General features: G+C 67.2%; 21 protein-coding genes. 13 read left to right on the forward strand and 8 right to left on the reverse strand.

Going from position 1 to position 23800, the window contains the following annotated elements; genetic code table 11:
* Positions 1-200: 200 nt before the first annotated feature.
* Positions 201-575 (reverse strand): EamA family transporter, encoded by a 375-nt coding sequence (locus JF542_RS05700; RefSeq protein ID WP_007802839.1) that lies wholly within the window; start codon positions 573-575, stop codon positions 201-203.
* On the reverse strand, positions 572-2056 hold the full coding sequence (locus JF542_RS05705; RefSeq protein ID WP_207075075.1) for a UbiA family prenyltransferase: 1485 nt from the start codon (positions 2054-2056) through the stop codon (positions 572-574). Before JF542_RS05705 ends, JF542_RS05700 begins: the two co-directional genes overlap by 4 nt.
* Positions 2057-2197: 141 nt before the next feature.
* Here JF542_RS05705 and JF542_RS05710 point away from each other — a divergent pair, with 141 nt between their 5' ends.
* Together JF542_RS05710 and JF542_RS05715 are read left to right on the forward strand one after the other, a co-directional pair.
* Positions 2198-3931, forward strand: coding sequence for an ArnT family glycosyltransferase (locus JF542_RS05710; protein ID WP_207075076.1), 1734 nt, complete (start codon positions 2198-2200; stop codon positions 3929-3931).
* Between the two features lie 204 nt (positions 3932-4135).
* Positions 4136-5221, forward strand: a complete 1086-nt coding sequence (locus tag JF542_RS05715; protein WP_207075077.1) for an acyltransferase family protein — start codon at positions 4136-4138, stop codon at positions 5219-5221.
* Between the two features lie 69 nt (positions 5222-5290).
* Here the strand turns inward: JF542_RS05715 and JF542_RS05720 are convergent, their stop codons facing one another.
* Genes JF542_RS05720 through JF542_RS05730 form a run of 3 tightly spaced genes read right to left on the reverse strand, consistent with a single transcriptional unit; the run spans position 5291 to position 7768 of the window.
* Positions 5291-6544 carry a CaiB/BaiF CoA transferase family protein gene (locus tag JF542_RS05720; protein ID WP_207075078.1) on the reverse strand — a complete coding sequence of 418 codons (1254 nt, stop codon included), beginning with the start codon at positions 6542-6544 and terminating at the stop codon, positions 5291-5293.
* A complete protein-coding gene (locus JF542_RS05725; protein WP_207075079.1) occupies positions 6541-6969 on the reverse strand; it encodes a PaaI family thioesterase in 429 nt (142 codons plus the stop codon). The genes JF542_RS05720 and JF542_RS05725 overlap by 4 nt, the downstream gene beginning before the upstream one ends.
* 13 nt (positions 6970-6982) lie before the next feature.
* Complete coding sequence (locus tag JF542_RS05730; protein WP_207075080.1) at positions 6983-7768, reverse strand: IclR family transcriptional regulator; 786 nt, start codon at positions 7766-7768, stop codon at positions 6983-6985.
* A gap of 147 nt (positions 7769-7915) precedes the next feature.
* Here JF542_RS05730 and JF542_RS05735 point away from each other — a divergent pair, with 147 nt between their 5' ends.
* The 8 genes from JF542_RS05735 to JF542_RS05770 all read left to right on the forward strand — a co-directional run bounded on the left by JF542_RS05735 (position 7916) and on the right by JF542_RS05770 (position 17793).
* A complete protein-coding gene (locus JF542_RS05735; RefSeq protein WP_207075081.1) occupies positions 7916-9493 on the forward strand; it encodes an acetate--CoA ligase in 1578 nt (525 codons plus the stop codon).
* A gap of 35 nt (positions 9494-9528) precedes the next feature.
* Positions 9529-10668, forward strand: a complete 1140-nt coding sequence (locus tag JF542_RS05740) for an FAS1-like dehydratase domain-containing protein (protein ID WP_207075082.1) — start codon at positions 9529-9531, stop codon at positions 10666-10668.
* A 38-nt stretch (positions 10669-10706) separates the two neighbouring features.
* A complete protein-coding gene (locus tag JF542_RS05745; protein WP_207075083.1) occupies positions 10707-11192 on the forward strand; it encodes a TRAP transporter small permease in 486 nt (161 codons plus the stop codon).
* A 26-nt stretch (positions 11193-11218) separates the two neighbouring features.
* Positions 11219-12220: a TRAP transporter substrate-binding protein gene (locus JF542_RS05750; RefSeq protein WP_007802814.1), complete on the forward strand. Its 1002-nt coding sequence runs from the start codon at positions 11219-11221 to the stop codon at positions 12218-12220.
* A gap of 78 nt (positions 12221-12298) precedes the next feature.
* Positions 12299-13591: a TRAP transporter large permease gene (locus JF542_RS05755; RefSeq protein ID WP_207075084.1), complete on the forward strand. Its 1293-nt coding sequence runs from the start codon at positions 12299-12301 to the stop codon at positions 13589-13591.
* Positions 13592-13745: 154 nt separating this feature from the next.
* Complete coding sequence (locus JF542_RS05760; RefSeq protein WP_207075085.1) at positions 13746-14951, forward strand: glutathionylspermidine synthase family protein; 1206 nt, start codon at positions 13746-13748, stop codon at positions 14949-14951.
* Between the two features lie 11 nt (positions 14952-14962).
* Positions 14963-15547, forward strand: a complete 585-nt coding sequence (locus tag JF542_RS05765) for a DUF1190 domain-containing protein (protein WP_207075086.1) — start codon at positions 14963-14965, stop codon at positions 15545-15547.
* Between the two features lie 323 nt (positions 15548-15870).
* Positions 15871-17793 carry an FAD-binding monooxygenase gene (locus JF542_RS05770; RefSeq protein WP_207075087.1) on the forward strand — a complete coding sequence of 641 codons (1923 nt, stop codon included), beginning with the start codon at positions 15871-15873 and terminating at the stop codon, positions 17791-17793.
* 53 nt (positions 17794-17846) lie between these two features.
* On the opposite strand, the gene JF542_RS05775 is transcribed toward JF542_RS05770, so the two are convergent.
* From JF542_RS05775 to gntR, 3 genes are read right to left on the reverse strand one after another with little or no spacing between them, the layout of a single operon-like run.
* Positions 17847-18488 carry a 2-dehydro-3-deoxy-6-phosphogalactonate aldolase gene (locus JF542_RS05775; protein WP_207075088.1) on the reverse strand — a complete coding sequence of 214 codons (642 nt, stop codon included), beginning with the start codon at positions 18486-18488 and terminating at the stop codon, positions 17847-17849.
* A 1-nt stretch (position 18489) separates the two neighbouring features.
* On the reverse strand, positions 18490-19449 hold the full coding sequence (locus JF542_RS05780) for a 2-dehydro-3-deoxygalactonokinase (protein ID WP_207075089.1): 960 nt from the start codon (positions 19447-19449) through the stop codon (positions 18490-18492).
* A gap of 29 nt (positions 19450-19478) precedes the next feature.
* Positions 19479-20510: an HTH-type transcriptional regulator GntR gene (gene gntR / locus JF542_RS05785; RefSeq protein WP_207075090.1), complete on the reverse strand. Its 1032-nt coding sequence runs from the start codon at positions 20508-20510 to the stop codon at positions 19479-19481.
* Between the two features lie 282 nt (positions 20511-20792).
* Between gntR and JF542_RS05790 the strand changes: the two genes are divergently transcribed.
* From JF542_RS05790 to JF542_RS05800, 3 genes are all read left to right on the forward strand, one after another.
* A complete protein-coding gene (locus JF542_RS05790; protein ID WP_007802797.1) occupies positions 20793-21836 on the forward strand; it encodes a TRAP transporter substrate-binding protein in 1044 nt (347 codons plus the stop codon).
* Between the two features lie 72 nt (positions 21837-21908).
* The gene (locus tag JF542_RS05795) at positions 21909-22469 is read left to right on the forward strand and encodes a TRAP transporter small permease subunit (RefSeq protein WP_007802795.1); all 561 of its coding nucleotides are present in this window, start codon (positions 21909-21911) and stop codon (positions 22467-22469) included.
* Positions 22469-23785 carry a TRAP transporter large permease gene (locus JF542_RS05800; protein ID WP_007802794.1) on the forward strand — a complete coding sequence of 439 codons (1317 nt, stop codon included), beginning with the start codon at positions 22469-22471 and terminating at the stop codon, positions 23783-23785. The genes JF542_RS05795 and JF542_RS05800 overlap by 1 nt, the downstream gene beginning before the upstream one ends.
* The last annotated feature ends 15 nt before the right edge of the window (positions 23786-23800 follow it).

Here is a 23800-nt window from a genome sequence, read left to right on the forward strand (position 1 = left end):
CGGTCTGGCGGCGCGGCTGAGGGTCTTTTCATATGGTCAGGCCCTGTCGGAAGCGGATGTCGGTCTGGTCGGCCACGCAAGATACCCACCGGCAAGCCTTGAGCAGCCCGTCGCCTAACGCCACGCGGCGGCCCGAAGTTCCCAAGCTCCCGGCCTGTCGCGACGGTCGGTTCAGGGCGCCCGTCTCAGGGCGTTGCCGTTCAGCGCACCCCGTCCAGCGCCATGACGCAGAGCCCCGCGATGATCAGGCACAATCCCAGCAGCTTTGGCAGCGTCAGCGCCTCGCCGAGGAACACCACGCCGGCCCCCACCACCATGACGAAACTCATCGACACGAAGGGATAGGCCAGCGAAAGATCCACCCGCCGTAGCGCGAAGAGCCAGAGCACCGTGCCGATGCCGTAGAACGCCAGCCCGCCCAGCACCCACGGCGAAAACAGCAGCGCCGCCGCCTTGCCCAGCACGCCGGCGCCGTCGGCGAAGCTCACGCGGGTCACGCCGGCCTTGAAACAGGTCTGCCCGAGCGCGGACAGCGCGACCGAGACGAAGATCAGCGCGAAACCGAGAAACGTCATTGAATCATGGGCTCCATGGTCAGGTAGCGCGCGGCGATCACCAGCAGCACGGTGGTGGCAAGGGTCAGCTGGCTGATCCGGTCGGTGACCGCGAAGATCACCGGGTCGTCGCCGATCTTGCCCCGGCAGGCCCACATCCAAGTGCGGTAGATCCAGAACATCATCAGCGGCAGCACCAGCCAGAGCAGGTCGGCGGCACCATAGGTCTGGCTGGCGGTGGCGCTCGACATGTACTGCGCAAGCGTCAGCATCGCCGCCGCCGCATTGGCGATGCCAAAGGCACGCACCGTCGAGAGCTCGGCGCCCCAGTAGTTGCGGCTCGGCAGCTTGGTCGCCTCCTCCACCCTCTCGAGCTCGATGGCGCGCTTGAGATAGGCGAGGCTGACGAAGAAGAACAGCGAGAAGGTCAGCAGCCACGAGCTGACGGCGATGCCGCAGGCCGCCGCTCCGGCGACGATGCGCAACGTGTAGAGCATCCCCAGAACGATGGTGTCGATGGTCGAGAAGCGCTTCAGAACGAAGGAATAGGCGGTGGTCATCGCGAGGTAGACCAGCAGGATTGCGCCGAATTTCGGCGGCAGCGTGGCGAAGGCCAGAAGCAGCGCCAGCGTGGCCAGCCCAAGCGCGGCCCCCGCCCCCTCAACCGGCAACACCGCGCCCGAGGCGAAGGGGCGGTTGCGCTTGGTGCGATGGCGGCGATCGGCCTCGATATCGACGAGATCGTTGGCGAGGTAGACCGACGAGGCGAGGATCGAGACGCAGACGAAGGCCATCAGCGCCGCGAGCAGCATCCCCGCATGACCGTACTGGTGCGACAGCAGCAGCGGCACGAAGACCAGCACGTTCTTGGACCATTGATGCGGCCGCATCGCCTTCCATAGACCGCGCACCAGCGAGCCGTTGCCCTCAGAGACCAGCGTCGCCCGGTCTCCGGTCCGGCGCCGCGCTTCGTCCACGGCGCCAGAAGGCGCCACGAAGCCCGCCCAGCCGGCGGCCTCCCAGATCGGGATGTCGGCGCGGCTGTCACCGAGATATTCGAAGGGCTCGCCGCCGGCGTCGGCCCGGATCACCTCGAGCTTGGCGGCACCCTTGAGGTTGTTGCCCGGCTCCGAGGCCAGAATGCCATCGAAGAGCGCGAGATGCGCGGAGACGGCCTCGGCAACGCGGCGGTCGGCGGCGGTGGCAAGGATCACCCGGCGGCCCTGCTCGCGGGCCTGCCGCAGATAGGACAGAACGTCGTCGTTGTAGGGCAGCAGCTCGGCCCGGAACCCCGCCTCGTCCCAGAGCGCGTGCTTGATCCCGGATCGTCCGTCCTGTCGCGCGGCGCGAAGGATGCCCGTCCAACGCGACGGTGTCTTCAGCGACTCGATCAGAAGCTCCTGCGCGGCATCGGTGCGGATGAGCGTCCCGTCGAGATCGACATAGAGCGGCGTTTCGGCACCGGGCGACGCGGAGGCCTGAGACGGGAGCGCAGCGTTCATCGGGTTTCCCCCTGTTCCCCGGTACAGTCCGATCTGGCCTTGGCCATTCGTGCGCGTCTCGGGACAATACATACAAAAACTATTTCGAATTGAGGCTCTATGGTATTTGACTGGTCCCAGGTAGGGCCAGGGATCATGGGTATGAGTATAACGGGCCAGAAGTGGGTCGGAACTGTGTCGGTTCTCGTTCTTTTCACCGTTGCATTTCTGCTGCGGGCGGTTGGAGCGGATTACGGCTATTTCCACGGCGACGAACGCATCAACGAGGCGGCGAAGGTGCTCACCGGGCAACTGGTGCCCGAGCAGCATTTCTATCCGCCCCTGATCAATTACCTCAACGCCATCGGATTGGCCGGGCTGTTCGGCCTCGGGCAGGTGCTTGACTGGTGGTCGGGTCCGAGCGGCTTCCGCGCCCAGTATTTCGAGGATGCGACGCCGTTCTATGTCACCGCACGGCTGCTGACCGCCGCCACCGGCGCGCTGCTCGCGCCGCTGTTCTACGGCATTGCCCGTCACTCCGGGCTTGCCCGCGACCGCGCCTTCGCGGTCGGGCTGGTTGGGGCGCTCTTTCCTCTCGGGGTCTTCATGTCGAACATCGCCAAGGGCGACGTGGCGCTGGCCACCGCCCTGATCGCGACGATCTGGGCCACTCTGGTGCGTTTCGACACCCCGCGCCCGGGGCGCTGGGACGTGATCGTGGCGCTGATGGCGGTGCTGACCGTCAGTTTCAAGCAATCCGGCGTCCTGATCCTCGCGCCGCTGGCGCTGGGATACTGGCTCCTGATCGCACGGAGCGAGGGCGGCCGGGCCTGTGCCGCCTCGGTCGGTCGCATCCTGCTGACCGCCGCGATCGCATGGCCGATCCTCAATATCGGCCTGGTGCTCGATTTCGCCAGCTTCCTCGAGTTCCAGAAGATCCAGGCGGTGATGTCGGTCACCGGCGACGCAGACCGCACGGTGGGTCTTGTGACCCTGCTCGACCGGCTCGCAACGCCGGTGCTGGGGCTCAACCCGGTCTGGCTGGTCGCAGCGCTGCTGGCCCCGCTGGCGCTGCTGCTGCCGGGCGTCAGGCTCGACCACAAACCGCTGCTCATCGTGGTCTGGATCGCACTGGTGCTGGCCACAGTCGGCACGGCGCTGCTGGTGGGATCGCGCCAGCCCGAGCATCTCTGGATCGCCAATTTCGCCGGCCTTGCTCTGCTCGCCGCGCTGGCGCTCGCGGGGCTCAGCGCCGCGCCGCAGCCGGTGCTGCGCTTTGGCGCCACGGCGGCGCTGGCGGTTGGACTCGTGCTCAGCGCCTCGAACGCCGCGATCCCGCTGCGGCAGGCCAACGCCCCCGCGATCCGCGAGGAGGTCGACACCCGCATCGCGCGTGATTACGCCGATGAGCGCATCATGACCATGCTCGAGACCAACCTGCCCAAGCGCATGGAGGCGCAGGCCATGGAGCACGCGCGCTGGGACCGGCTGGCGGCGAAATACGACGTGGTGATGCCCGAGCTCAGCGAAGAGCGCCTCGTGCGCGAGAACGTGCCCGGCGCGGTGTTCTACATCGGGATGCCGACGGTGATGTACGGCCTCGAAGGCGTCGACGAGGACGCTGAAGATTACGTGGTCCAGGCCCACGCCTGGCCACCGCAGCGCGAGGAGTGGCAGCTCGATTACTGGCTTGATCAGGGTTTCTCGGTCTTCGTCGTCAAGAACCTGCCGTACATGCGCGACGAAGTGCCTTCTGATCTGATGCGGGGCTTCTTTGCGGACATGGAGGCGCGCTGCGTGCTCGATGCCGAGTTCAGCGCCCGCAAGCCCCTGTATCTCGAACGCGATGTCAGCATCTTCCGGTGTCCGCAGCATGGAACAGTCGCCGAAAGTTAACGCCGGTCGTCCGGCTTTCCCGGGCAGGAGCGCCCCCCGGCGCTCCGCTCATGAACCACCGCGTCGGACGATGGCGCGGCGGCCCCCTGGCGCATGCGCCACTCCTGGAAGACGGATATGGCGTCAGCCTCCCTGCCCCCTCGACCGGCCGCCGCCGCGCCCCTCGCGGCGTGCCACCCGGCCTCCCTGTCGTCGGCCTGTCTGATGTCCAACGGCGACGTGACCCGGCTCGACCAGCTGACCGGCCTGCGCTTCATCGCGGCCCTGCTGGTCTTTCTAAGTCACGTGCCATGGCCCTCGGCGCCAGACTGGCTTCAGACGATGCTCGCGCAGGGCTTTGTCGGGGTCTCGTTCTTCTTCGTGCTGTCGGGCTTCGTGCTGTCGCACTCCTACGCCACCCGCATCACCTGCGGTGACATGACCTACGGCCGCTTCATGGCGCTGCGCCTCGCGCGGCTCTCGCCGCTGCACCTCGCTACCGCACTGCCCTATGTGCTGGTCGGGATCTGGCGCAACAACCTCACCGCCCCGGTGGCGCTGCTCAACCTGAGTTTCCTGCAATCCTGGGTGCCGGATTCGACTTACTACCTCTCGCTCAACGCGCCGTCATGGTCGCTTTCGAACGAGATGTTCTTTTACCTGTGCTTCTTTCCGCTCTGTTTTGTCGCCGCCCCGAGGCGCTGGCTGCTGACCGCGCTTCTGGCAATGACCGTTGCGGCCTGCGCGGCCTATGCGGTCACGCATTACAACAGCGTCATCCTCGTCGGAGAGCGCACCGTGGGACACTGGGTGTTCTACATCTTCCCGGGGTTTCGCCTGCTCGAGTTCCTTGCGGGCATGGCCCTCTACGACCTCTGGCAACGGGGGCTGCGCCTGCCACGGAGCGCGCTGCCGCTTGCCTGGGCGCTGCTCTTCGCAGCGATGTTCGTGGCCGACAGCATCCCCGAGGCGGTGCGCATGTCGCTGTTCTTCCTGCCGGTGGTGACACTGCTGCTCTATGTCCATCTCGACCGCGCCCCGGCGCTTTGCCGCATCCTGTCGGGGCGGGCGATGGTGCTGCTCGGAGAGACGTCCTTCGCGCTCTACATGATCCATCAGCCCGCGATCCGGATCTGCAACCGGCTGATCGGCGACCTTCCCCACCGCGATCTCTTCGTCGCGGCAGCGGCGTTCGCGCTGGCCATCGTCGCCTCTCTGGTGCTGTTCATCTATTTCGAACGCCCCGCCGAACGGGGCCTGAAAGCCTGGGTCAACCGGCGCACATCCCGGCAGCGCCGCCCGGCGGAGTGACCCGGCCCCTCGGCACGCTGCAACATGCGCCTGGGCGGGATCAGCCGCGCGGGCCCGGGCGGCGGCGCGTCACGACACCTCTTGCTTGCGGTCCGGCTGCGTGACGCCGCAGGACAGCACACCGCGCGCCTCGAGTGCGCGCAGCTGGGAGTCGCTATAACCCAGCCCCTCGCGCAGCACCTCTGCCGTGTCCGCGCCCAGCAGCGAGGGCGGCGTCGCAGGCGAGGGCCCTTCGCCGTCGAACAGGATCGGCCCGCGCACCAGCCGCAGCGCGCCGGCCTCGGGGTGGTCGACCTCCTCGATCAGCCCGTGCGCCGCCACGTGCTCCTGCTCCAGCGCCTCGCCGATCGACAGGATCGGAGCGTTGGGCACGTCGAACTCGGTCAGCCGCGCGCGCCAGTAGGCGGTGCCCTCTCCCGCCATCGCCTCGTGGATCAGCGGCTCGAGCGCACCGCGGTTCGCCAGACGTGCCTCGTAGGCGGCAAAGCGCGGATCGTCGATCAGCTCGGCCCGGCCGATGCAACGGGCGAAATTGTGCCAGAAGCGCTCGGTCAGGCAGGCCACGATGACGTGACCGTCGGCGGTGGGATAGGAGCCATAGGGCACGATGCTGGGATGCTGGGTGCCCACGGGCTGCGGGCTCTCGCCGCTGACGAAGTAGATCTGAGAGAGGTAGCCTTGCAGCGCGATCATGCTGTCGAGCATCGCCACCTCGACGTGCCGCCCCTGCCCGGTCGCGTTGCGTTCGTGGAGGGCGGCGAGCAGCCCGAAGAGCGAGAAGATGCTGCCCGCCATGTCGCCCAGTGGAATACCGAGCTTGTTCGGTGCCTGCCCCGGCTCGCGGTTGACGCTCATGACGCCGGACAGCGCCTGCGCCACGATATCGAAGGCGGGCTTGTCGCTGTGCGGGCTGTTCGCGCCGAACCCGGTGATCGAACAATAGATCAGCGCCTCGTGGCCGTCACGCAGGGTCTCGTAGCCGAGGCCCAGCCGATCCATGACGCCGGGGCGGAAGTTCTCCAGCACGATGTCGCAGGTCGCCGCAAGCTCGCGCGCGATGCGCAGGCCATCCTCGGACTTGAGATCGAGCGCGAGGCTCTTCTTGCTGCGATTGAGCGCGATGTAGTAGTGGCTGAGCCCGCCTTGGAAGGGCGGGAAGTTCCGGGTGTCGTCGCCGTTGCCCATGGGCTCGATCTTGATGATCTCGGCTCCGAGATCAGCGAGCACCATGCTGGCATAGGGCCCCGAGAGGATGCGCGAGAAATCGAGCACACGGATGCCGGCAAGCGGACCCCGGCGCATCTGCGTCTGGCTGTCGGTCATGTGCTCTGTCCCGTCTTGGCTGTGCGTTTCAGGATCGCCGAGGCCGCCGCCACCGGCGCTCCGCCGGCACTCACGCTTGCGTCGACGAAGAGCAGCGAGCGCGTTGCATGGCGCAGGCTGGCGCGGGTGGCGAGGAAATCCCCGGCGCGCGCCGCGCCGAGAAACCGGGTGTCCATCTGCACCGTGACCGTCGGCTGCCGGTCGCAGGCGTTCCACGCGACAAGCGCCACCGCCTGATCGAGCAGGCTGGTCAGCACGCCGCCATGCACCAGCCCGAGCGGGTTCAGGTGCCGTGCCTCTGCCTGCATCGCGTAGACCTCCTCCTCGCCGCGCTCCAGCGGGCGCAAGAGCGGCCCGATCTCGTTGATGAACCCTTTGACATTGATCGGTTTCCAGCCCTCGGGACTGACCTCCTCCTCACGCATCTCTGCTCCCCTCCTAGTTCCCTGCGTCGATCTGCAAATCCTGGACCTCGTCGCGCATGGCGCACATGGCCTGCGCCAACTTCGGGATCTCGCGGTCCTCCAGCCGCTCCGAGATCCCGATGGCGACGAGCGAGCGGATCATCCGCCCGCCGGGCCCGAATACCGGCACGGCGATCACCGTGACCCCCGAGATATAGCTCCCCCGGTCCAGAGCGTAGCCGCGGCGGCGCGCCTCGGCCACCTCTTCGAGCCAGTGCTCGAAGCTTGGCGGATGGTCCCAGACCAGCTTGTCGAAGCGGGCGCGCAGGCTCTCCGGGTCGGGCACGTTATGCGCCGCGAAGAGACGGCCGGTGGCGCTGATCAGCGCCGGGAAGCGGCTGCCGAGGTCGACCTGAAGCCGGAACGGCATGCTCGATTGCGACAGCGCCACAACGATCATCTGCGCCGGCTCCGCGAATTGCGTGGCGATGCTGGTGACCCCGAAGGCCTGCGACAGCTCCGACAGCTTCGGCTGGATCAGCACCGAGAAGGTGTTGCGCTGAAGCGCCGAGCGGGCGAGCGGCAGGATGCCCACGCCGATCGAATAGCGCTTGGTGGCCGAATCGAAATCCACCAGCCCCTCGTCCTGCAACACCCGCAGGATGTGCAGGCAGGTGCTTGGCACCAGCTCGAGCTCGCGCGCCATCGGGTTGACCCCCACAGGCTCGGCCGAACGGGCCAGAAACCTCAATATCGCAAGGGCGCGCGTCACTGCGGGAACCGCCCGCTTGCTGCCTGATGATGCCTGTTCCGTGGTCATGTCCATCCTCGGTTTCGCCAGATTTCATTGCCTATATACAATAATAATAGCGTATTGACAATGATTGCCTGCGATCCCTACCGTTGTCAACGAACCGGACGCAGCGCCCTGCGCCAGCCCCGACCGCGACCTAGGAGGCACGACCAGATGACCAGCCTTGTGGACTTCACGTCCTACGCCGATGCCCAGACGCACTACTCCAAGGACCGGCTGTGGGAGCTGTTCGACGGCACGAGGGAGCGCTTCAACATCGCCCACGAGTGCATCGACCGGCACGTGAAGGGCGACGCGGTGGCGCTGCGGGTGGCCCATGCGGATGGGCGCGACGAGGTCATGTCCTTCGAGGAGCTGTCACGCCGCTCGTCGCAGATCGCGCATTACCTCGCCGGCAGGGGCGTCGCGAAGGGCGACCGCATCGCGGTGATGATCGAGCCGTCGCTGGCCTTCTACTGCGCGCTCTTCGGGGTGATCAAAGCCGGCGCGGTGGCGGTGCCGATGTTCTCGCTCTTCGGTCCCGACGGCATCCGCCTGCGGGTCGGCGATTGCCGTCCGAAGATCTTCTTCGCCAATGCCGAGAAGGCGCCCGAGGCGATCGAGGGCGGCGCGCAGAACGTGACCGTCGTCGACGATGACTTCCTGTCGGGACTCGACGCTCTGCCCACCCGCTTCAACTGGGACACCGCCGGCAGCGATCTCGCGGTGTTGCAATACACCTCCGGCACCACCCGCGCGCTGCCGGCGGCAGTGCAGCACTCGCACCAGTCGATCGTCACGCTGATGGTCGCCGCGCTCTATGCCACCGGCATCCGCCCCGGCGACCGCTTCTTCTGCCCGTCCTCGCCGGCCTGGGGCCACGGGCTCTGGCATGGCACGCTGGCGCCGCTGGCCATGGGGGTCTCGACCGGCACGTTCAGCGGCAAGTTCGATCCCGTCCGACTACTGAAGGCGCTGCAGGATTTTCGCATCACCAACCTCACCGCCGCCGCCACCCATTACCGCATGATGCGCAATTCCGGTCAGGCCGAGCGCTTCACCTACCAGTTCGACAAGCTCTCGTTCACCGGCGAGCCGATCGACAGCGAGACCGCCGCCTATGTCGAACGCGTCTTCGGCACCAAGGTGCGCTCGATGTATGGCACCACCGAGATCGGCGTGATCATCGCCAACTATCCCGGCGCCAACGATCTCGAGGTGCGCGACGGTGCCATGGGCAAGGCGGTGCCCGGGGTCGAGGTCGAGGTGCAGCGCGCCGATGGCAGCCCCGCCGCGCCGGGCGAGACCGGCGAGCTGATGGTGAGGAAGCGCGGCCAGTGGTTCCCGACCAAGGATCTCGGGCGGGTCGACGAGGACGGCTATTTCTACCACGGCGGCCGGGCGGACGACGTGATCATCTCGGCCGGCTGGACCATCGGCGCGGTCGAGGTCGAGGACGCCGTCCTGAGCCACCCGGCGGTGGCCGAATGCGGCGTGATCGGCGCGCCCGATCCGGTGCGCGGCCTCGTCGTCAAGGCCCACATCATTCTCAAGCACGCCGCGCCCCCGTCAGGCGCCGAGGCCGACGCGCTGGTGCAGGACATCCAGGACCACGTCCGCGCCCGGCTCGCCCGCCACGAATACCCCCGCCAGATCGTCTTCGTCAGCGAGCTGCCGAAGACCCCCGCCGGCAAGGTCAACCGCAAGATCCTGCGCAACCGCGAGGCCGAGGCATTCGAGACCGCGGAGTGATCCGCCCCGCCACAGACGTTCGAGGAGAGACGTAAATGAACGACATGACCCAGAGGAAATTCCCCAAGATCACCCAGGAGGGGCTCGACGACCTGCGCCAGCGCGTTGGCGTGAAGATCGAGAAGACGGTGGAGCCGTGGTGCTACGAGGCGACACGCGACAACATCCGTCACTATGCCCATGGCATCGGCGACGACAATCCGCTCTGGTGCGACCCGGACTATGCCGCGGGCACCAGGCATGGCGACGTGATCGCTCTGCCGAGCTTTCTGTTTGCCACCAATCGCATCATCTCCGGCTATGTCGGGGGGCTGCCGGGGGTGCACGCCATGTGGTCTGGCGCGAACTGGAACTGGCACAAGACGATCACCCGGAACATGGCATTCCGCACCGAAGCCTATCTCAAGGATCTGATCGAGCACGAGACCCGCTTTGCCGGCCGCGCCGTGCAGCAGATCTACCACGTAGATTTCTACGACGCGGCGACCGGCGATCTGGTGGCCGATGCCGACAGCTGGTGCTTCCGCACCGACCGCGACCAGGCGCGCGAGAACGGCACCAAGTACACCGAGGCCAAGGCCAAGGGGCGCAAGGTCTGGACCCAGGAAGAGCTCGACAGCTACTACAAGTATTACGAGCACGAGACGGTGCGCGGCGCCGAGACCCGCTACTGGGATGACGTGGTCGAGGGCGAGGAGTTGCCCACCATGGTGAAGGGCCCGATGACGGCCACCGGCTTCATCGCCTACGCCCAGGGCTGGGGCGGCCTCTACATCCGCGCCAACAAGCTGGCATGGCAGCTACAGCAGAAGCACCCGAGCGCCGGCCCGAAGAACAAGTTCGGCATTCCCGACTGCCCCGAGCGGGTGCATTGGGAAGAGGAGTTCGCGCTCGAGGTCGGCGCCCCCGGCGCCTATGACTACGGCCCCGAGCGGACCTCGTGGCTGACGCATCAGATCACCAATTGGATGGGCGATGACGGCTTTCTGCGGCAGGCCAAGTGCCAGGTCCGCCGGCACAACCCCGAAGGCGACATCATTCTGATCCACGGCACCGTGGTGCGGAAATTCGAAGAGGACGGCCGCTTCCTGCTGGAGATCCAGCAACGCGCGGAGCAGCAGGACGGAGAGCTCTCGGCCATGGGCTCGGCGATTGTCGAACTGCCGAAGCGCTGAGCGCCCGTCCATCACGCAGCGGCTAGGGAGGAGCGCCGATGCTTGAGACCGGACTGAGAAAACTCGAGGACATCCTGCACATCGCGGGGTGCCTCTGCCTGGTGCTGGTCGCCGGGCTGATCAACCTCGACATCCTGTTGCGGCTGTTCGCCAACCGCCCGGTCCAGATCCAGTTCGAGCTGACCGAGCTGTTCCTGATGCCGGCGCTGGCCTGCCTGTCGCTGTCGCGGGTGTTCCGCGACGGCGGCCACCTGGCGCTCGAGCTCACGCCCGAGCGGATGCCTGGCCCCTTCGGCGCGGTGGTGGCGCGGCTTCGGTTGCTGCTGCCGGCGCTGTTCTTCGGCGCGGTGACGGTGATGTCGGGCGAGTTCGCCCTAGAGGCGATCCTGCAAGGAGACGTGGAATACGGGGTGGTCGACTGGCCCCTCGGCTGGGCCTACGCCGTCGTCCCGCTGGGATGCGGCGTGCTGGTTCTGAGACTGCTGCACGACGCGCTGAGGAGACGCGAACCGGCAGACCTGTGATGATTTCTCAAGGGAGGAGAGACACCATGACGACCAAGACCCGGATGATCGCGGTGCTGGGCACCGCTCTGACCCTCGCGGCGGCGCCGCTTGCGGCGGAAACCCTGCGGCTGGGCGATTTCCAGTCGACCACGCATATCGTGTCGGTCGAGGGCACGACGAAATGGATGGCGGCGGTGGAGGAGGCCACCGGCGGAGAGATCGGCTTCGAGCATTTTCCCTCGCAGCAGGCGGCCAAGTCCAAGGCGCAGCTCGACGCGGTGAACAACGGCATTCTCGACGCCGCCCTTCTGGGCACACCCTACCACGCCGACGTGCTGCCGCTGAACTCGGTGGTGGCGCTGCCGGGCTATTACGGCTCGGCCGCCGAGGGCACCCAGGCATTGCAGACCATGCTCGAGGCCGGCCCGCTGCGCGACGAGTTCCTCGCCGCGGGCGTCACGCCGGTCTTCGGCTTCGTGCTGCCGCCCTACCAGGTGCTGGCCAAGACGCGCCTCGGGATGCCCGCGGACTGGGCCTCGCAGGACATCCGCACCTCGGGCTCGACCCAGGCGATGACCGCACGCAGCCTCGGCGGGGTCGGCATCTCGATCCCCGGCCCCGAGGTCTATACCGCGGTCGAGCGAGGCCGGCTCGACGCGGTGCTTTTCCCGCTCGCCTCGGTGCCGGGCTACAAGCTCAACGAGGTGGTCAGCCACATCTCAACCAACGGCTCCTTCGGTGGCTACAGCTTCGTCATGGTGATCCGCAGTGACCTGTTCGACGGGCTGCCCGCCGACACGCAAGCCAAGCTGGTCAGCCTTGGCGCCGAGACCGCGGCGCACGTGGCTCAGGCGCAGGACGCCTCGGTCGCCGGGCTGATCGAGGAGTGGAAGGCCGAGGGCATCGACACCTACAGCTTCTCGGCAGAGGAGCTTGCCGCCGTGACCGAGGCGACCGGCGCCGTCAGCACCGACTGGGTCGAGCGCATCGACAATGACGGCGCGATCTCGGTGCTCGAGACCTACAGCGAACTCACCGGCAACTGAGCCGCAGCTGAAGACCATCCCGGGGCAGCCGCGATCATCGCGCGGCTGCCCGCCCCTCAAGACGCGCACGGACCCTTCATGCTGACCTTCTTCGCCATCCTGCTGCTGCTCGCCACCCTGATGGTGTTCCGCGTGCCGATCGCCTTCGCCATGGGCATTGCCGGCACCGCCGGGCTCGCCGCGCAACTCGGCATGCGCCCGGCGCTGGCGGTGCTCGAACGCACCTTCTTTGACACCTCCGCGTCGTTCATCCTCGTGGCGATCCCGCTCTTCATCCTGATGGCAGAGCTGCTGACCGCCGGAGATGTCACGCGCCGCGCCATCATCGCCTGCCAGCGCTGGATCGGCCACGCGAAGGGCGGGCTCGCCATCGCCACCGTCGCGGCCTCGGTGATCCTTGCTGCGCTGGTCGGCAGTTCGACCGCGTCGACCGCGGCCATGGCGGCCTCGGCCTTCCCGGAGATGCGCGCCCACAGGTATTCAGACCGCCTCGCCGCGGCGGTGGTCAGCGTCGGCGGCACGCTCGCCGTGGTGGTGCCACCCTCGATCGTGCTGGTGGTCTACGGCGTGCTGACCGAGACCTCGATCGGCAAGCTCTTCATCGCCGGCATCGTGCCGGGCTTCCTGACCGCCGCCGGCCTCGCGCTGGTGATCAAGATCATCGCCCAGACCACCGACCAGGCCCCGAAGGGCGATCCGTTCGAACTGAAGGGCGCGCTGCGCCAGAGCGTGCACGTGATCCCGATGGTGGTGCTGCTTCTGGCGGTGATCGGCGCGATCTATGGCGGGCTGGCCTCACCCTCGGAGGCGGCGGCGCTCGGGGTGATGGGCTCGCTCATCATCGTCATGCTTCAGCGCACGCTCAGCTTCGTGCAGTTTGGCACCTCGGTCAGCCGCGCGATCCGTGCCACGGTGATGATCGTGGCCATCGTGGCCTGCTCGGCGATCTTCTCGAACTACCTCGCCTTCACCCGCATCACCCACGCGATGCTGGAGTTCGTCGCCACCACCGAGATGCCGCGCGAGCTGATCATGGCGATCATCATCCTCGTGCTGCTGGTGATGGGCATGTTCATGGATCAGCTCGCGATCCTGTCGCTGGCCATGCCACTGGCCTTCCCGACCGCCATGGCGATGGGCTACGATCCGGTCTGGTTCGGCATCGTGGTGACCAAGACCGTCGAGATCGGCTTGCTGACGCCGCCTCTGGGGCTCAACGCCTATGTCGCCGCGGCGCAGACCCGGGTGCCGCTCGGCACGATCTTTCGCGGCATCCTGCCCTTCCTCGGCATGGAGATCGTCGTGCTGGCCCTGCTGCTCTCGTTCCCGCAGATCACCCTTTTCCTGCCGGAGCTGATGATGTCGCGCTGAGCCGGCCCGCGCCGGCATGACGGGGACAGGCGCCGCGTGGGGATGCGCGGCGCCTTTTTCCGTTTCCAAGGTTCACAATCCCGCGCGAACTGCCCATATATCGCGCAACACCGCCGCCCTCGGAAAGGCGCGGCGACAGGAGGAAGGACCACAGGTGCAGAAGCTCGATTTGCCGGAGCGCCCGGACTGGCGCGACAAGGCCGCCGACCAGGGCTTCACCTTTGCCGACATGCATGGCGAGCCCTACTGGGACGAGGCTTCGGCCTATTGCTTCTCGCTGGCCGAAATCGAAGAGCGCATCGAGGACCCCGCCACCGAGTTGCACGGGCTCTGCCGCGAAGCCGTCGCGCGGGTGATCGGTTCGGAGGAGCTGCTCGACCGGCTGGAGATCCCCGAGGCGCATCGCGACTACATCGCGCGAAGCTGGCAGGACGGCGAGCCCGAGCTCTATGGCCGCTTCGATCTGGTCTATGGCGGCGACGGTCCGGCCAAGATGCTGGAGTACAACGCCGACACCCCGACCTCGCTTTACGAAAGCGCGGCCTTCCAGTGGCAGTGGTTCGAGGACCAGCAGGCGCTCGGCGTGCTGCGCGAGGGCGACGACCAGTTCAACGGCATCCACGAGGCCATCGTCGAGCGGCTGGGCGCGATGTTCGCCCCCGAGACGCAGCTGCATTTCACCGCACTTTCCGGCGCGCCCGAGGATTACGCCACCGTCGAGGCGCTTGGCTGGGCGGCGCGCGAGGCGGGGCTCGGCGCGCATTACACCGATCTAGAGAAGATCGGCGTCAGCGAGGACGGCCAGTTCCTCGACGACGAGGACCGGGTGATCGGCACCCTGTTCAAGCTCTATCCTTGGGAAGACCTGCTGCGCGACGACTACGCCGCCCATCTCGCCACCGCGCAGTGCCGGATGATCGAGCCGCCGTGGAAGGCGATCCTGTCGAACAAGGGCATTCTGCCGGTGCTGTGGGAGATGTTCGAGAACCACCCCAACCTGCTGCCCGCCTTCTTCGAGAGCGACCTGACCGACCCGTCGCCGGAAACTGCCGCCCGGCTCGAGCGGGCCTCGGAGGCGATGGCACGCGGTCATGTGCTGAAGCCGATCTTCTCGCGAGAGGGGGCGTCGATCAGCATCGTCGAGGACGGCGCGGTGACCGAGACGGCCAGCAATGACAGCTATGCCAAGCATCCGCGCATCGCGCAGGCCTATCACCCGCTGCCGGTCTTCGGCGGCTTCCGCCCCGTGATCGGCGCCTGGATCGCGGGGGAGCACTGCGCCGGCATCGGCATTCGCGAGGATCGCGGACGGATCACCCAGGATCTGTCGCGCTTCAAACCCCATTTCATCCGAGACTGACGGAGACCGCCATGACCAAACGTTCCCGCACAGCCGCCCTCGCCATCGTCGGCGCCGCCTCCTTTGCGCTCGCCGGATGCCGCGAGGAACCGGTCGAGGCGCAGGCCTTCCCCGATCTCGAGAGCTGTCGCAGCGCCGTCGGCCCGACCAGCCTGTTCTCCGAGCAGGATTGCACCGACGCCTTCGCAGAGGCCGAGACCCTGCACGCCGAAACCGCGCCGCGCTATGACAGCCTCGCAGTCTGCGAGGAGCAGTATGGCGAGGGCAATTGCGGCTCCGAGGCGCAGGCCACGGGCGGCGGCTCGGGCAGCATCTTCATGCCGCTGCTGGCCGGCTATCTGATCGGCAACATGCTGGGCGGGCAGCGCGGCCTCGCGGCGCAGCCGATGTATCGCAACGCCAACGGCCGCTTCACCACGCCGGCGGGCGGCACGACCTACGCCAACAACACCGGCCGCGCGAACCTCAACCCGAGCACCTTCAACAAGGCGCCCGTGACCGCCGGCAAGCCGCCCCTCACCCGCGCCACCGCCGCTTCGCGTGGCGGCTTCGGCGGCTCGAAGACCGGTAGCGGACTGCGCAGCTTCGGCGGCTGAGGCCGCCGCAGCGCCGGGCAGGAATAGCCGCGTCCGGTCGCGCCCAAGGGCGCGCAACCGTCCCCTCATCCGACATTCGTCCGGCCGCGCCGGACAACGGCCGCGCAGAGCTCTGCCATTGCGCAGTGGCGGAGCGATTCCCGATTTTTTTGCGCAACTCCTCCCCTCCTTGAGACGAGAATCCCCCAAAACTCTCTTAATTTCAATTCTATAGGCATATTTGATATGCATGCATATCTATTATTGACCGAATATAATAAGTATAGCTACCATATAGGTCAGACGAGCCATGGCTCATACCTGCACAAGACGGAGGAGCGTTGATGCAGTACTACCTGAACGGCTTTCGGGGCGGCGATCCCGACCTGCGCGATGCGGCCCCCTGCCGCCGAGAGTATGGTGCCTTCGCACCGCTACCCGAGACGGTCGACGTGCTGATCGCCGGTTGCGGCCCGGCGGGCCTCTGCCTCGCCGCGCAGCTGTCGCAATTCCCAGAAATCGACGTGATGATCGTCGAGCCCAAGCCGGGCCCGATGGAGAAGGGGCAGGCCGACGGCGTCAACACCCGCACGATGGAGATGTTTCAGGCCTTTGGCTTCGGCGAGCAGGTCAAGCGCGAGAGCTACTGGGTCAACCAGACCACCTTCTGGACCCCGGACCCGCAAAGGCCGGAACATGTGCGCCGCATCGGCCGCGTGCAGGACGTGGCCGACGATTCCTCCGAGATGCCGCACACGCTGATCAACCAGGCCCGCATCCACGAGCTGTTCCTCGACGTGATGCGCAAGTCGCCGAAGCGGCTCGAGCCCGATTACGGCTGGTCGGTCAAGGATCTCAGCGTCGACGAAAGCACCGAGGATCACCCGGTGACCGTGACGCTCGAGAACACCGGGGTGAACGCCGGCACGTTGCAGACGGTGCGGGCGAACTACGTTGTGGGCTGCGATGGCGCGCGTTCGAACGTGCGCAAGGCGATCGGCGGCATGCTGCACGGCGATGCGGCGCATCAGGCCTGGGGCGTGATGGACATCCTCGCCAACACCGATTTCCCCGACATCCGGCAGAAATGCATCGTCGCCTCGAAGAGCGAGGGCAACGTGCTGATCCTGCCGCGCGAAGGCGGCTACCTGTTCCGCATGTATGTCGAGCTCGACAAGCTCAACCCCGACGAGCGCGTGGCCAGCCGCAACCTCACCTCCGAACACATGATCGCCGCCGCCAACCGGATCATGGCCCCCTACACCATCGACGTGAAGGAGGTGGTCTGGTGGTCGGTCTACGAGATCGGGCACCGCCTCACCGACCGCTTCGACGACGTGCCCGACGATCAGCGCGACGCACGGCATCCGAGGGTCTTCACCGCCGGTGACGCCTGCCACACCCATAGCCCAAAGGCCGGTCAGGGCATGAACGTGTCGATGCAGGACTCGTTCAACCTCGGCTGGAAGCTGGGGCATGTGTTCCAGAAGCGCGCCGCGCCTGGCCTGCTGCACAGTTACTCCGCCGAACGCTGGCTCGAGGCCAAGCGGCTGATCGACACCGATCACAAATGGGCGCGCATCATGTCGGCCCCACCGGGCGAGTCCGAACTTGATGGCACTGACGTGCCCCGCGTGCAGGCACAATTCATCGAGAACCTCGAGTTCACCGGCGGTTTGGCGGTGAAGTATGAGCCTTCGGCGCTGATCGGTCAGCCCACCCATCAGGCGCTTGCGACCGGTGAGGTGATCGGCAAGCGCTTCCACTCGGCGCCGGTGGTGCGGGTGTCGGACGCAATGCAGATGCAGCTCGGCCACGTGGCAGAGGCCGACGGGCGCTGGCGGATCTATGCTTTCGCCGCCGCCACGGACGGCTCTGCCCCGGGTTCGGCGATCCACAGGTTAGCCGACTGGCTGGAGCGCGACCCTGCCTCGCCGGTGATGAAATACACCCGGCCGGGCGAGGATATCGACGCGATCATCGATGTCCGCGCGGTGTTCCAGCAGACCTTCGACCAGCTCGCCTACGAGGACATGCCGTCACTGCTAAGACCGCTGAAGGGCAGGTATGGCCTGCAGGACCACGAGAAGGCGTTCTGCACCGACCACAAGGGCGCGGGCGACATCTTCGACATGCGTGGCATCGACCGCGAGACCGGCTGCATGATCGTGGTGCGCCCGGACCAGTACATTGCCCATGTGCTGCCGCCTGACGGCTATGGCGCGCTGGCAGACTTCTTCGACGGCGTCCTGCTGCCGGCGCGCTGACGACAGCGGCCAAAGCGGGGGGGGCGACAATCGCCCCGCCCTCCTGCGCGGGATCAGCCCTCCTGCCAGGCGCTGACGAAGCGCGCCGCCTTGTCGGACACTGTCTCGACCGTATCGCCCGGCTTGTAGAGCGCGCTGCCGAGGCCGAACCCCGCGACGCCTGCGCTTCGGAACGGCCCCATCGTGTCGGGCGCGATACCGCCCACCGGGAAGAGCCGGGTGCCGGCGGGCAGGATGGTGCGGATCGCCTTGACCGCCGCCGGCCCCACCAGCTCCGCCGGAAAGACCTTGAGCGCATCGGCCCCGGCGCTGAGCGCCGCGTAGGCCTCGGTCGGGGTGGCGATGCCGGGGATGCAGATCATCCCCGCCGTCTTGGCCGCGGCGATCACCTCGGTATCGGCATGCGGCATCACCACCAGATCGGCGCCGATCCGGTCGAGCCGCGCCACGTCGGCCAGCGTCGTCACGGTGCCCGCGCCCACCAGCGCCTCGGCGGGCAGCGCCTTGCGGACGGCGGCGATGCTGTCGAACGGCTCGGGCGAGTTCAGCGGGATCTCGATCAGGCGGAAGCCGGCGTCGAAAAGCGCCTGGGCGATCTCCATCGCCTCTTCGGGCCGCAACCCGCGCAGGATGGCGACGAGCGGCAGCGCCTCGCAGGCAGCCTCGAGGCGTTGGGGGCGGGTCGGGTCGGTCATGTCAGCTCTCCTGGCGAAGCAGGCCCGCGTCGCGGGCGAAACGGTGCAGCCCCGCAGGGGCCGGATTCTCGATGATGGCAGCGGGGTCTCGGCCGGACAGCTGGCGCAGCGCCTCGCCGTAGCGGGCGCAGAGCACCCCGCTGCCGACCAGCACCACCGGCCCATCGCCGCTGTCGCGCAGGCCCGAAACGATCTCGTGCCCGATCAGCAGCCCCGAGCAGTAATCGGCAAGCGCGCCACCGGGCAGCTGCCCGGTCAAGCCCAGCGTCCGGGTACTGAACAGCTGCCGTGTCAGATCGCCGGGGCCGGCCTCGGCGGCCTGCGCCACGCCGCGGGCGAAGGCCCCGTTGCGGGTGTCCTCGGAGACCGGCGCGTCGCTCATCAGCCGCCCGAGGATCGAGTGGCCCCGCAGCAGGGCAAAGATCTCGCCGGTCATGTAGGTGGCAAATCCAGTGACGCTGCCGTCGCGGATTTCGGCCCATTTGCAATGGGTTCCGGGCAGAACGAGGGTCGAGGCCCGCTGCCAGTCGGGCCGGCCTGCCAGCGTTCCGGCGATCTGGATCTCCTCGCCGCGCATCACCTCCGGCGTGCCGCCCTCGGGCTCGAAGATCAGCCCCGGCGCCAGCAGAATCTCGACGCCGTCGCGGGTCACCACCCGCTCTGCCGCCCCATAGAGCCCGGCCAGCTGCATCGGGCAGGAGAGGTAGGGCACTTTGCGCCAGCCCTGCGCGCTGCCCACCATGCCGCCGGCCACCACCGGCACCGGGCCCGCCGCCAGCCAGTCGCCGCAAAGCGCCGCGAAGGCGGCCTCGAACCCGGCTTCTCCGGGCTCGGGCAGGTGCTGGATGCCATGCGCCGAGGCACGGGTCTCGAGCACCTCGCCCGCCGCCGAGAGACGAAAGCCGCGCAGGCTCGACGTGCCCCAGTCCAGCGCGATCAGCGCGGTTGTCGTGTCGCTCATGAAAGGGCCTCCCGCCCGTGTAAACGTGGTCAGCGTGACGAGGTCGACTCGCGCACCACAAGCTCGTAGCCAAGGTCGATATGGCGCTCCCGGACCGAGCCCGGCGCCTCGATCTCTGCCAGCAGCATGGCGATGGCACGCCGCCCGATCTCGCGCCGGGGCGTGGCCACCGCGCTCAGCGCGGGCACCATGTGGCGGGCCATCTCGATGTCGTTGTAACTGCAGATACCAAGCTGTTCCGGAACCGCGATGTTGCGCCGGATCGCCTCCATCAGCGCGCCGACGGCGAGGTCGTCATTGTTGCAGATCACCGCGTCGGTCTCCGGCGCGCGGGCCAACAGCTGCTCGAGCAGGTGCCGTCCCATGCCCACCGAGGACGGCTGCGGCGTGGTGATGATGCGCGCCTCGTCGAGCATGTCATGGGCCGCCGCGACCTCGCGGAATGCCGCCAGCCGGCGCTGCGCGCGCGGGTCCATCCGGGCGCTGAGAAAGCCCGGCCTGCGATAGCCGCACTCGGCCACGTGCCGCGCCGCGGCGCGCACCGCCTCGAGCTGGTCAAAACCCACGCTCATGTCGACCGCGTCCGCGCTGGTTTCCATGATCTGCACCACCGGGCAAGGTGCCTCCTCGAGCAGCTTGCGCCCTGCCGGGGTCTGGTCCATCGACGACACGATCAGCCCCGCTGGCCGCTGGCTGAGGAAGTTGCGGATCAGCCCCTCCTCGGAGAGCGCGCTATAGCGGTAGTTGCCGATCTGCACGAAGAACCGCGTGCCCTCGACGCCCTCGTAGACGCCGCGCAGCACGTCGGCAAAGACGTTGTTGGTCAGAGACGGCACCAGCAGGCCGATGGTCGAGGTGCTGCGCGAGGCCAGCGCCGAGGCTGCCGGATCGGGGGTGTAGCCGAGCTTGCGGATGGCCTCCTCGACCTTGCGGCGCGCACGCTCCGAGACGATCTCGGGCGAGCGAATCGTGCGGGACACGGTGATTGCGCTGACACCGGCTTCGCGGGCCACATCCACCAATGTCGGGCGGTCTGACTGGATCTTGCTCTTGCGGGCCATGGGCGCTGCTCGGGTCCTTTCATGCCGGCGCATCATCGCCGAACCGTCAGGTTTGTTCAAGAAAAACTGCGCTTCTCGCGGATCTTGCATCGCGCCCTCGAAAATCCTCCCGACGTTTCCACCGCATTACCACGGCCGGTAGCGTCGGGTTGAGAGCTGTGGCCCAGCAAGCCTGACAGACAAAATGATTGCGCTGTCATCATGCGTCACCTATCGTACAGCCGACTCGGAGACGGGGCCCCGCCCCGGTCGAGCCGCATTTCAAAAGGGAGGAGCCCTCTTATGACGACCTTGACACGCCGCAGCCTTTTCCTCGGAACCGCCATCGCCATTGCCGCCACGACCACCTTCGGCGGTGCCGCGCAGGCGCAGGAACACAGCTTCCGCTTCCAGTCCTCGGACCCGGCCGGCAACACCAACTTCATCCTGCAGAAGGAATGGGCCGAGATGGTCTCGGAGAAGACCGACGGCCGCGTCGCCATCGAGATGCTCCCCGTGGAAACCATCGTCGCCCACTCCGAGACCATGGACGCGGTCGCCGCGGGCATCCTCGACGGCCACTTCACCGACACCTCCTACGCCTCGGGCAAGGATCCGGCCTTCGGCCTGATCGCCAACCCCGTGGGCGCGTGGTCCTCGCCGGAGCAGATGTTCGACTTCATCGAGAACGGCGGCGGCAAGGAACTGATGAACGAGATGCTCGAGCCCTATGGCCTGCACTTCATCGGCGCCACCACGCCGGGCCTCGAGGCCTTCGTCTCGAAAGTGCCGCTCGAGGGGGTCGACGACCTGCAGGGCCTGAAGCTGCGCGCCCCCGAGGGCATGGTGCAGAACGTCTTCGCCGCCGCGGGTGCCGCGCCGGTGAACCTGCCGGGCTCCGAGGTCTTCACCTCGCTCGACAAGGGCGTGATCGATGCCGCCGACTACAACACCTTCTCGACCAACGCGGCGCAGGGCCTGCATGACGTGGCCAAGCACCCGGTCTACCCGGGCTTCCACTCGATGCCGCTCATCGAGGTGTCGATGAACAAGGCCAAGTGGGACGCGCTGCCCGAGGACCTGCAGACCGCGCTCGAGGAGTCGGTGAAGGAATTCGCCACCTACCAGTCCGAGACCGTGCACGAGCGTGACATGGCAGCGGTGGAAGAGGCCAAGGCCGGCGGCGAGATCACCGTGCATGACTGGTCCGACGAGGACCGCGCCAAGTTCCGCGCCATCGCCCGCTCGCAGTGGGAAGAGGCGGCCGGCGCATCGGCCAACTCGCAGAAGGTCTATGACACGCTGACCACCTACCTCGTCGAAGAAGGCCTGATGGCGGCCGAGTAAGCTCACCGCCAGGCCCTTCGCCCCCGGCCAAGGCCGGGGGCTTCTCCCTTCCGCTCCGGAGGCCGCGTTTCCATGACCGACGCCATCGACGAGACCCTTTCCTCGCACAACAAGACGCCCGAACCGGTGCCCGAGGCCGGCATGTTCGGCCACGCGGTCAACGCCGTGGGCATCGTCTTTGCCATCGGCATCCTCGCATCGGCGGGGCTTCTGTTCTACGAGGTGGTGATGCGCTACGTGTTCAACGCGCCGACGCGCTGGGTCCACGAGACCGTGGTCTTCCTCAGCGCCATCGCCTTCGTCTTCGGCGGGCTCTACGCCGCCGCCATCGACAAGCACATCCGCGTGGTGCTGTTCTATGACCGGCTGAGCGCCGGCATGAAGCGGCTCTTCGACGTGGCGATCTCGCTGGCCTGCCTGGTGGCGTCGCTGTTCTTCGCCTGGGCCGCCTGGCTCAGCGTCGAGCGCGCCGCCTGGACGCCGCAGGGCGAGTTCCGCCTCGAGACCTCGGGCTCGGCCTGGAACCCACCCTATCCCGGGCTGCTCAAGGTCTTTCTCTTCGTCATCATGATCCTGCTGGCGCTCCAGTTCGCGATCTTCACGGTCAACTACCTGCGCAAGAAGGCCAAGTGATGGAATTCCTCCCCGACTTTCAGGCCATGGGCATCGGCGGCGCGACCTTCGCCATGTTCGTCATGCTCATGGTGCTGCTTCTCACAGGCATGCCCCTGGCCTTCGTCACCCTGCTGGTGGCACTGATCTTCGCGCTCGGCTGGTTCGGCCCCATGGCGGTGCCGCTGATCACCTCGCGGATCTTCAGCTTCGTCAACAGCTTCGTCTTCGTCTCGGTGCCGATGTTCGTGCTGATGGCGGCGATCCTCGACCGCTCGGGCATCGCCCGGGACCTGTTCGACGCCATGAAGGTGCTGGCCGGCCGCATCCGCGGCGGCGTCGCGATCCAGACCCTGCTGGTCGCGGTGGTGCTGGCCGCCATGTCGGGCATCATCGGCGGCGAGGTCATCCTGCTGGGCCTGCTGGCTCTGCCGCAGATGCTGCGCCTGGGCTATGACCGCAACCTCGCCATCGGCGTGTGCTGCGCAGGTGGCGCGCTCGGCACCATGGTGCCGCCCTCGATCGTGCTGATCATTTACGGCCTGACCGCCAACGTCTCGGTCGGCGACCTGTTCTCGGCCGCCTTCCTGCCCGGCCTGATGCTGGCGGGCTTCTACGCCGCCTACATCCTGATCCGCGCCTACATGAACCCCGCGCTCGCCCCCATCGCCGAGCCCGAGGACATCACCCGCGGCGAGAAACTGCGCCTGCTCAAGGGCCTGTTCCTGCCGATCCTCGTGGTGATCTTCGTGCTGGGCTCGATCTATGGCGGCATCGCCTCGGTCACCGAGGCCTCGGCCATCGGCGTGATCGGCGTGACCCTCTCGACGGTGATCCGCGGCGAGTTCAGCATCTCGCTGCTGATCGGCGCCGCCAAGCAGACCCTGCGCACCGTCGGCATGATCGTCTGGATCGGCATCGGCGCCTCGGCGCTGGTGGGCGTGTTCAACCTCATGGGGGGCATCAACTTCGTCTCGGGCCTGATCACCGGCATCTCGGACAATCCGACCGTGGTCATCCTGTTCATGATGGCGATCCTTTTCGTGCTGGGCATGTTCCTCGACTGGGTGGGCATCGCGCTGCTCTGCATGCCGATCTTCGTTCCCATCGTCGTGCAGATGGGCTACGACCCGGTCTGGTTCGGCGTGGTCTTCGCGATGAACATGCAGGTGAGCTTCCTGTCGCCGCCCTTCGGCCCCGCCGCGTTCTACCTGAAATCGGTGGCGCCGCCGGACATCTCGCTGGGCGACATCTTCCGCTCGCTGCTGCCGTTCATCGGGATGCAGATCCTCGCCGTCGCCATGCTCATCATCTTCCCCGGCATCACCGGCCACTGACCTCCCGGAGACCAC

This window comes from Salipiger bermudensis (assembly GCF_017309175.1).
GTDB lineage: Bacteria > Pseudomonadota > Alphaproteobacteria > Rhodobacterales > Rhodobacteraceae > Salipiger > Salipiger bermudensis.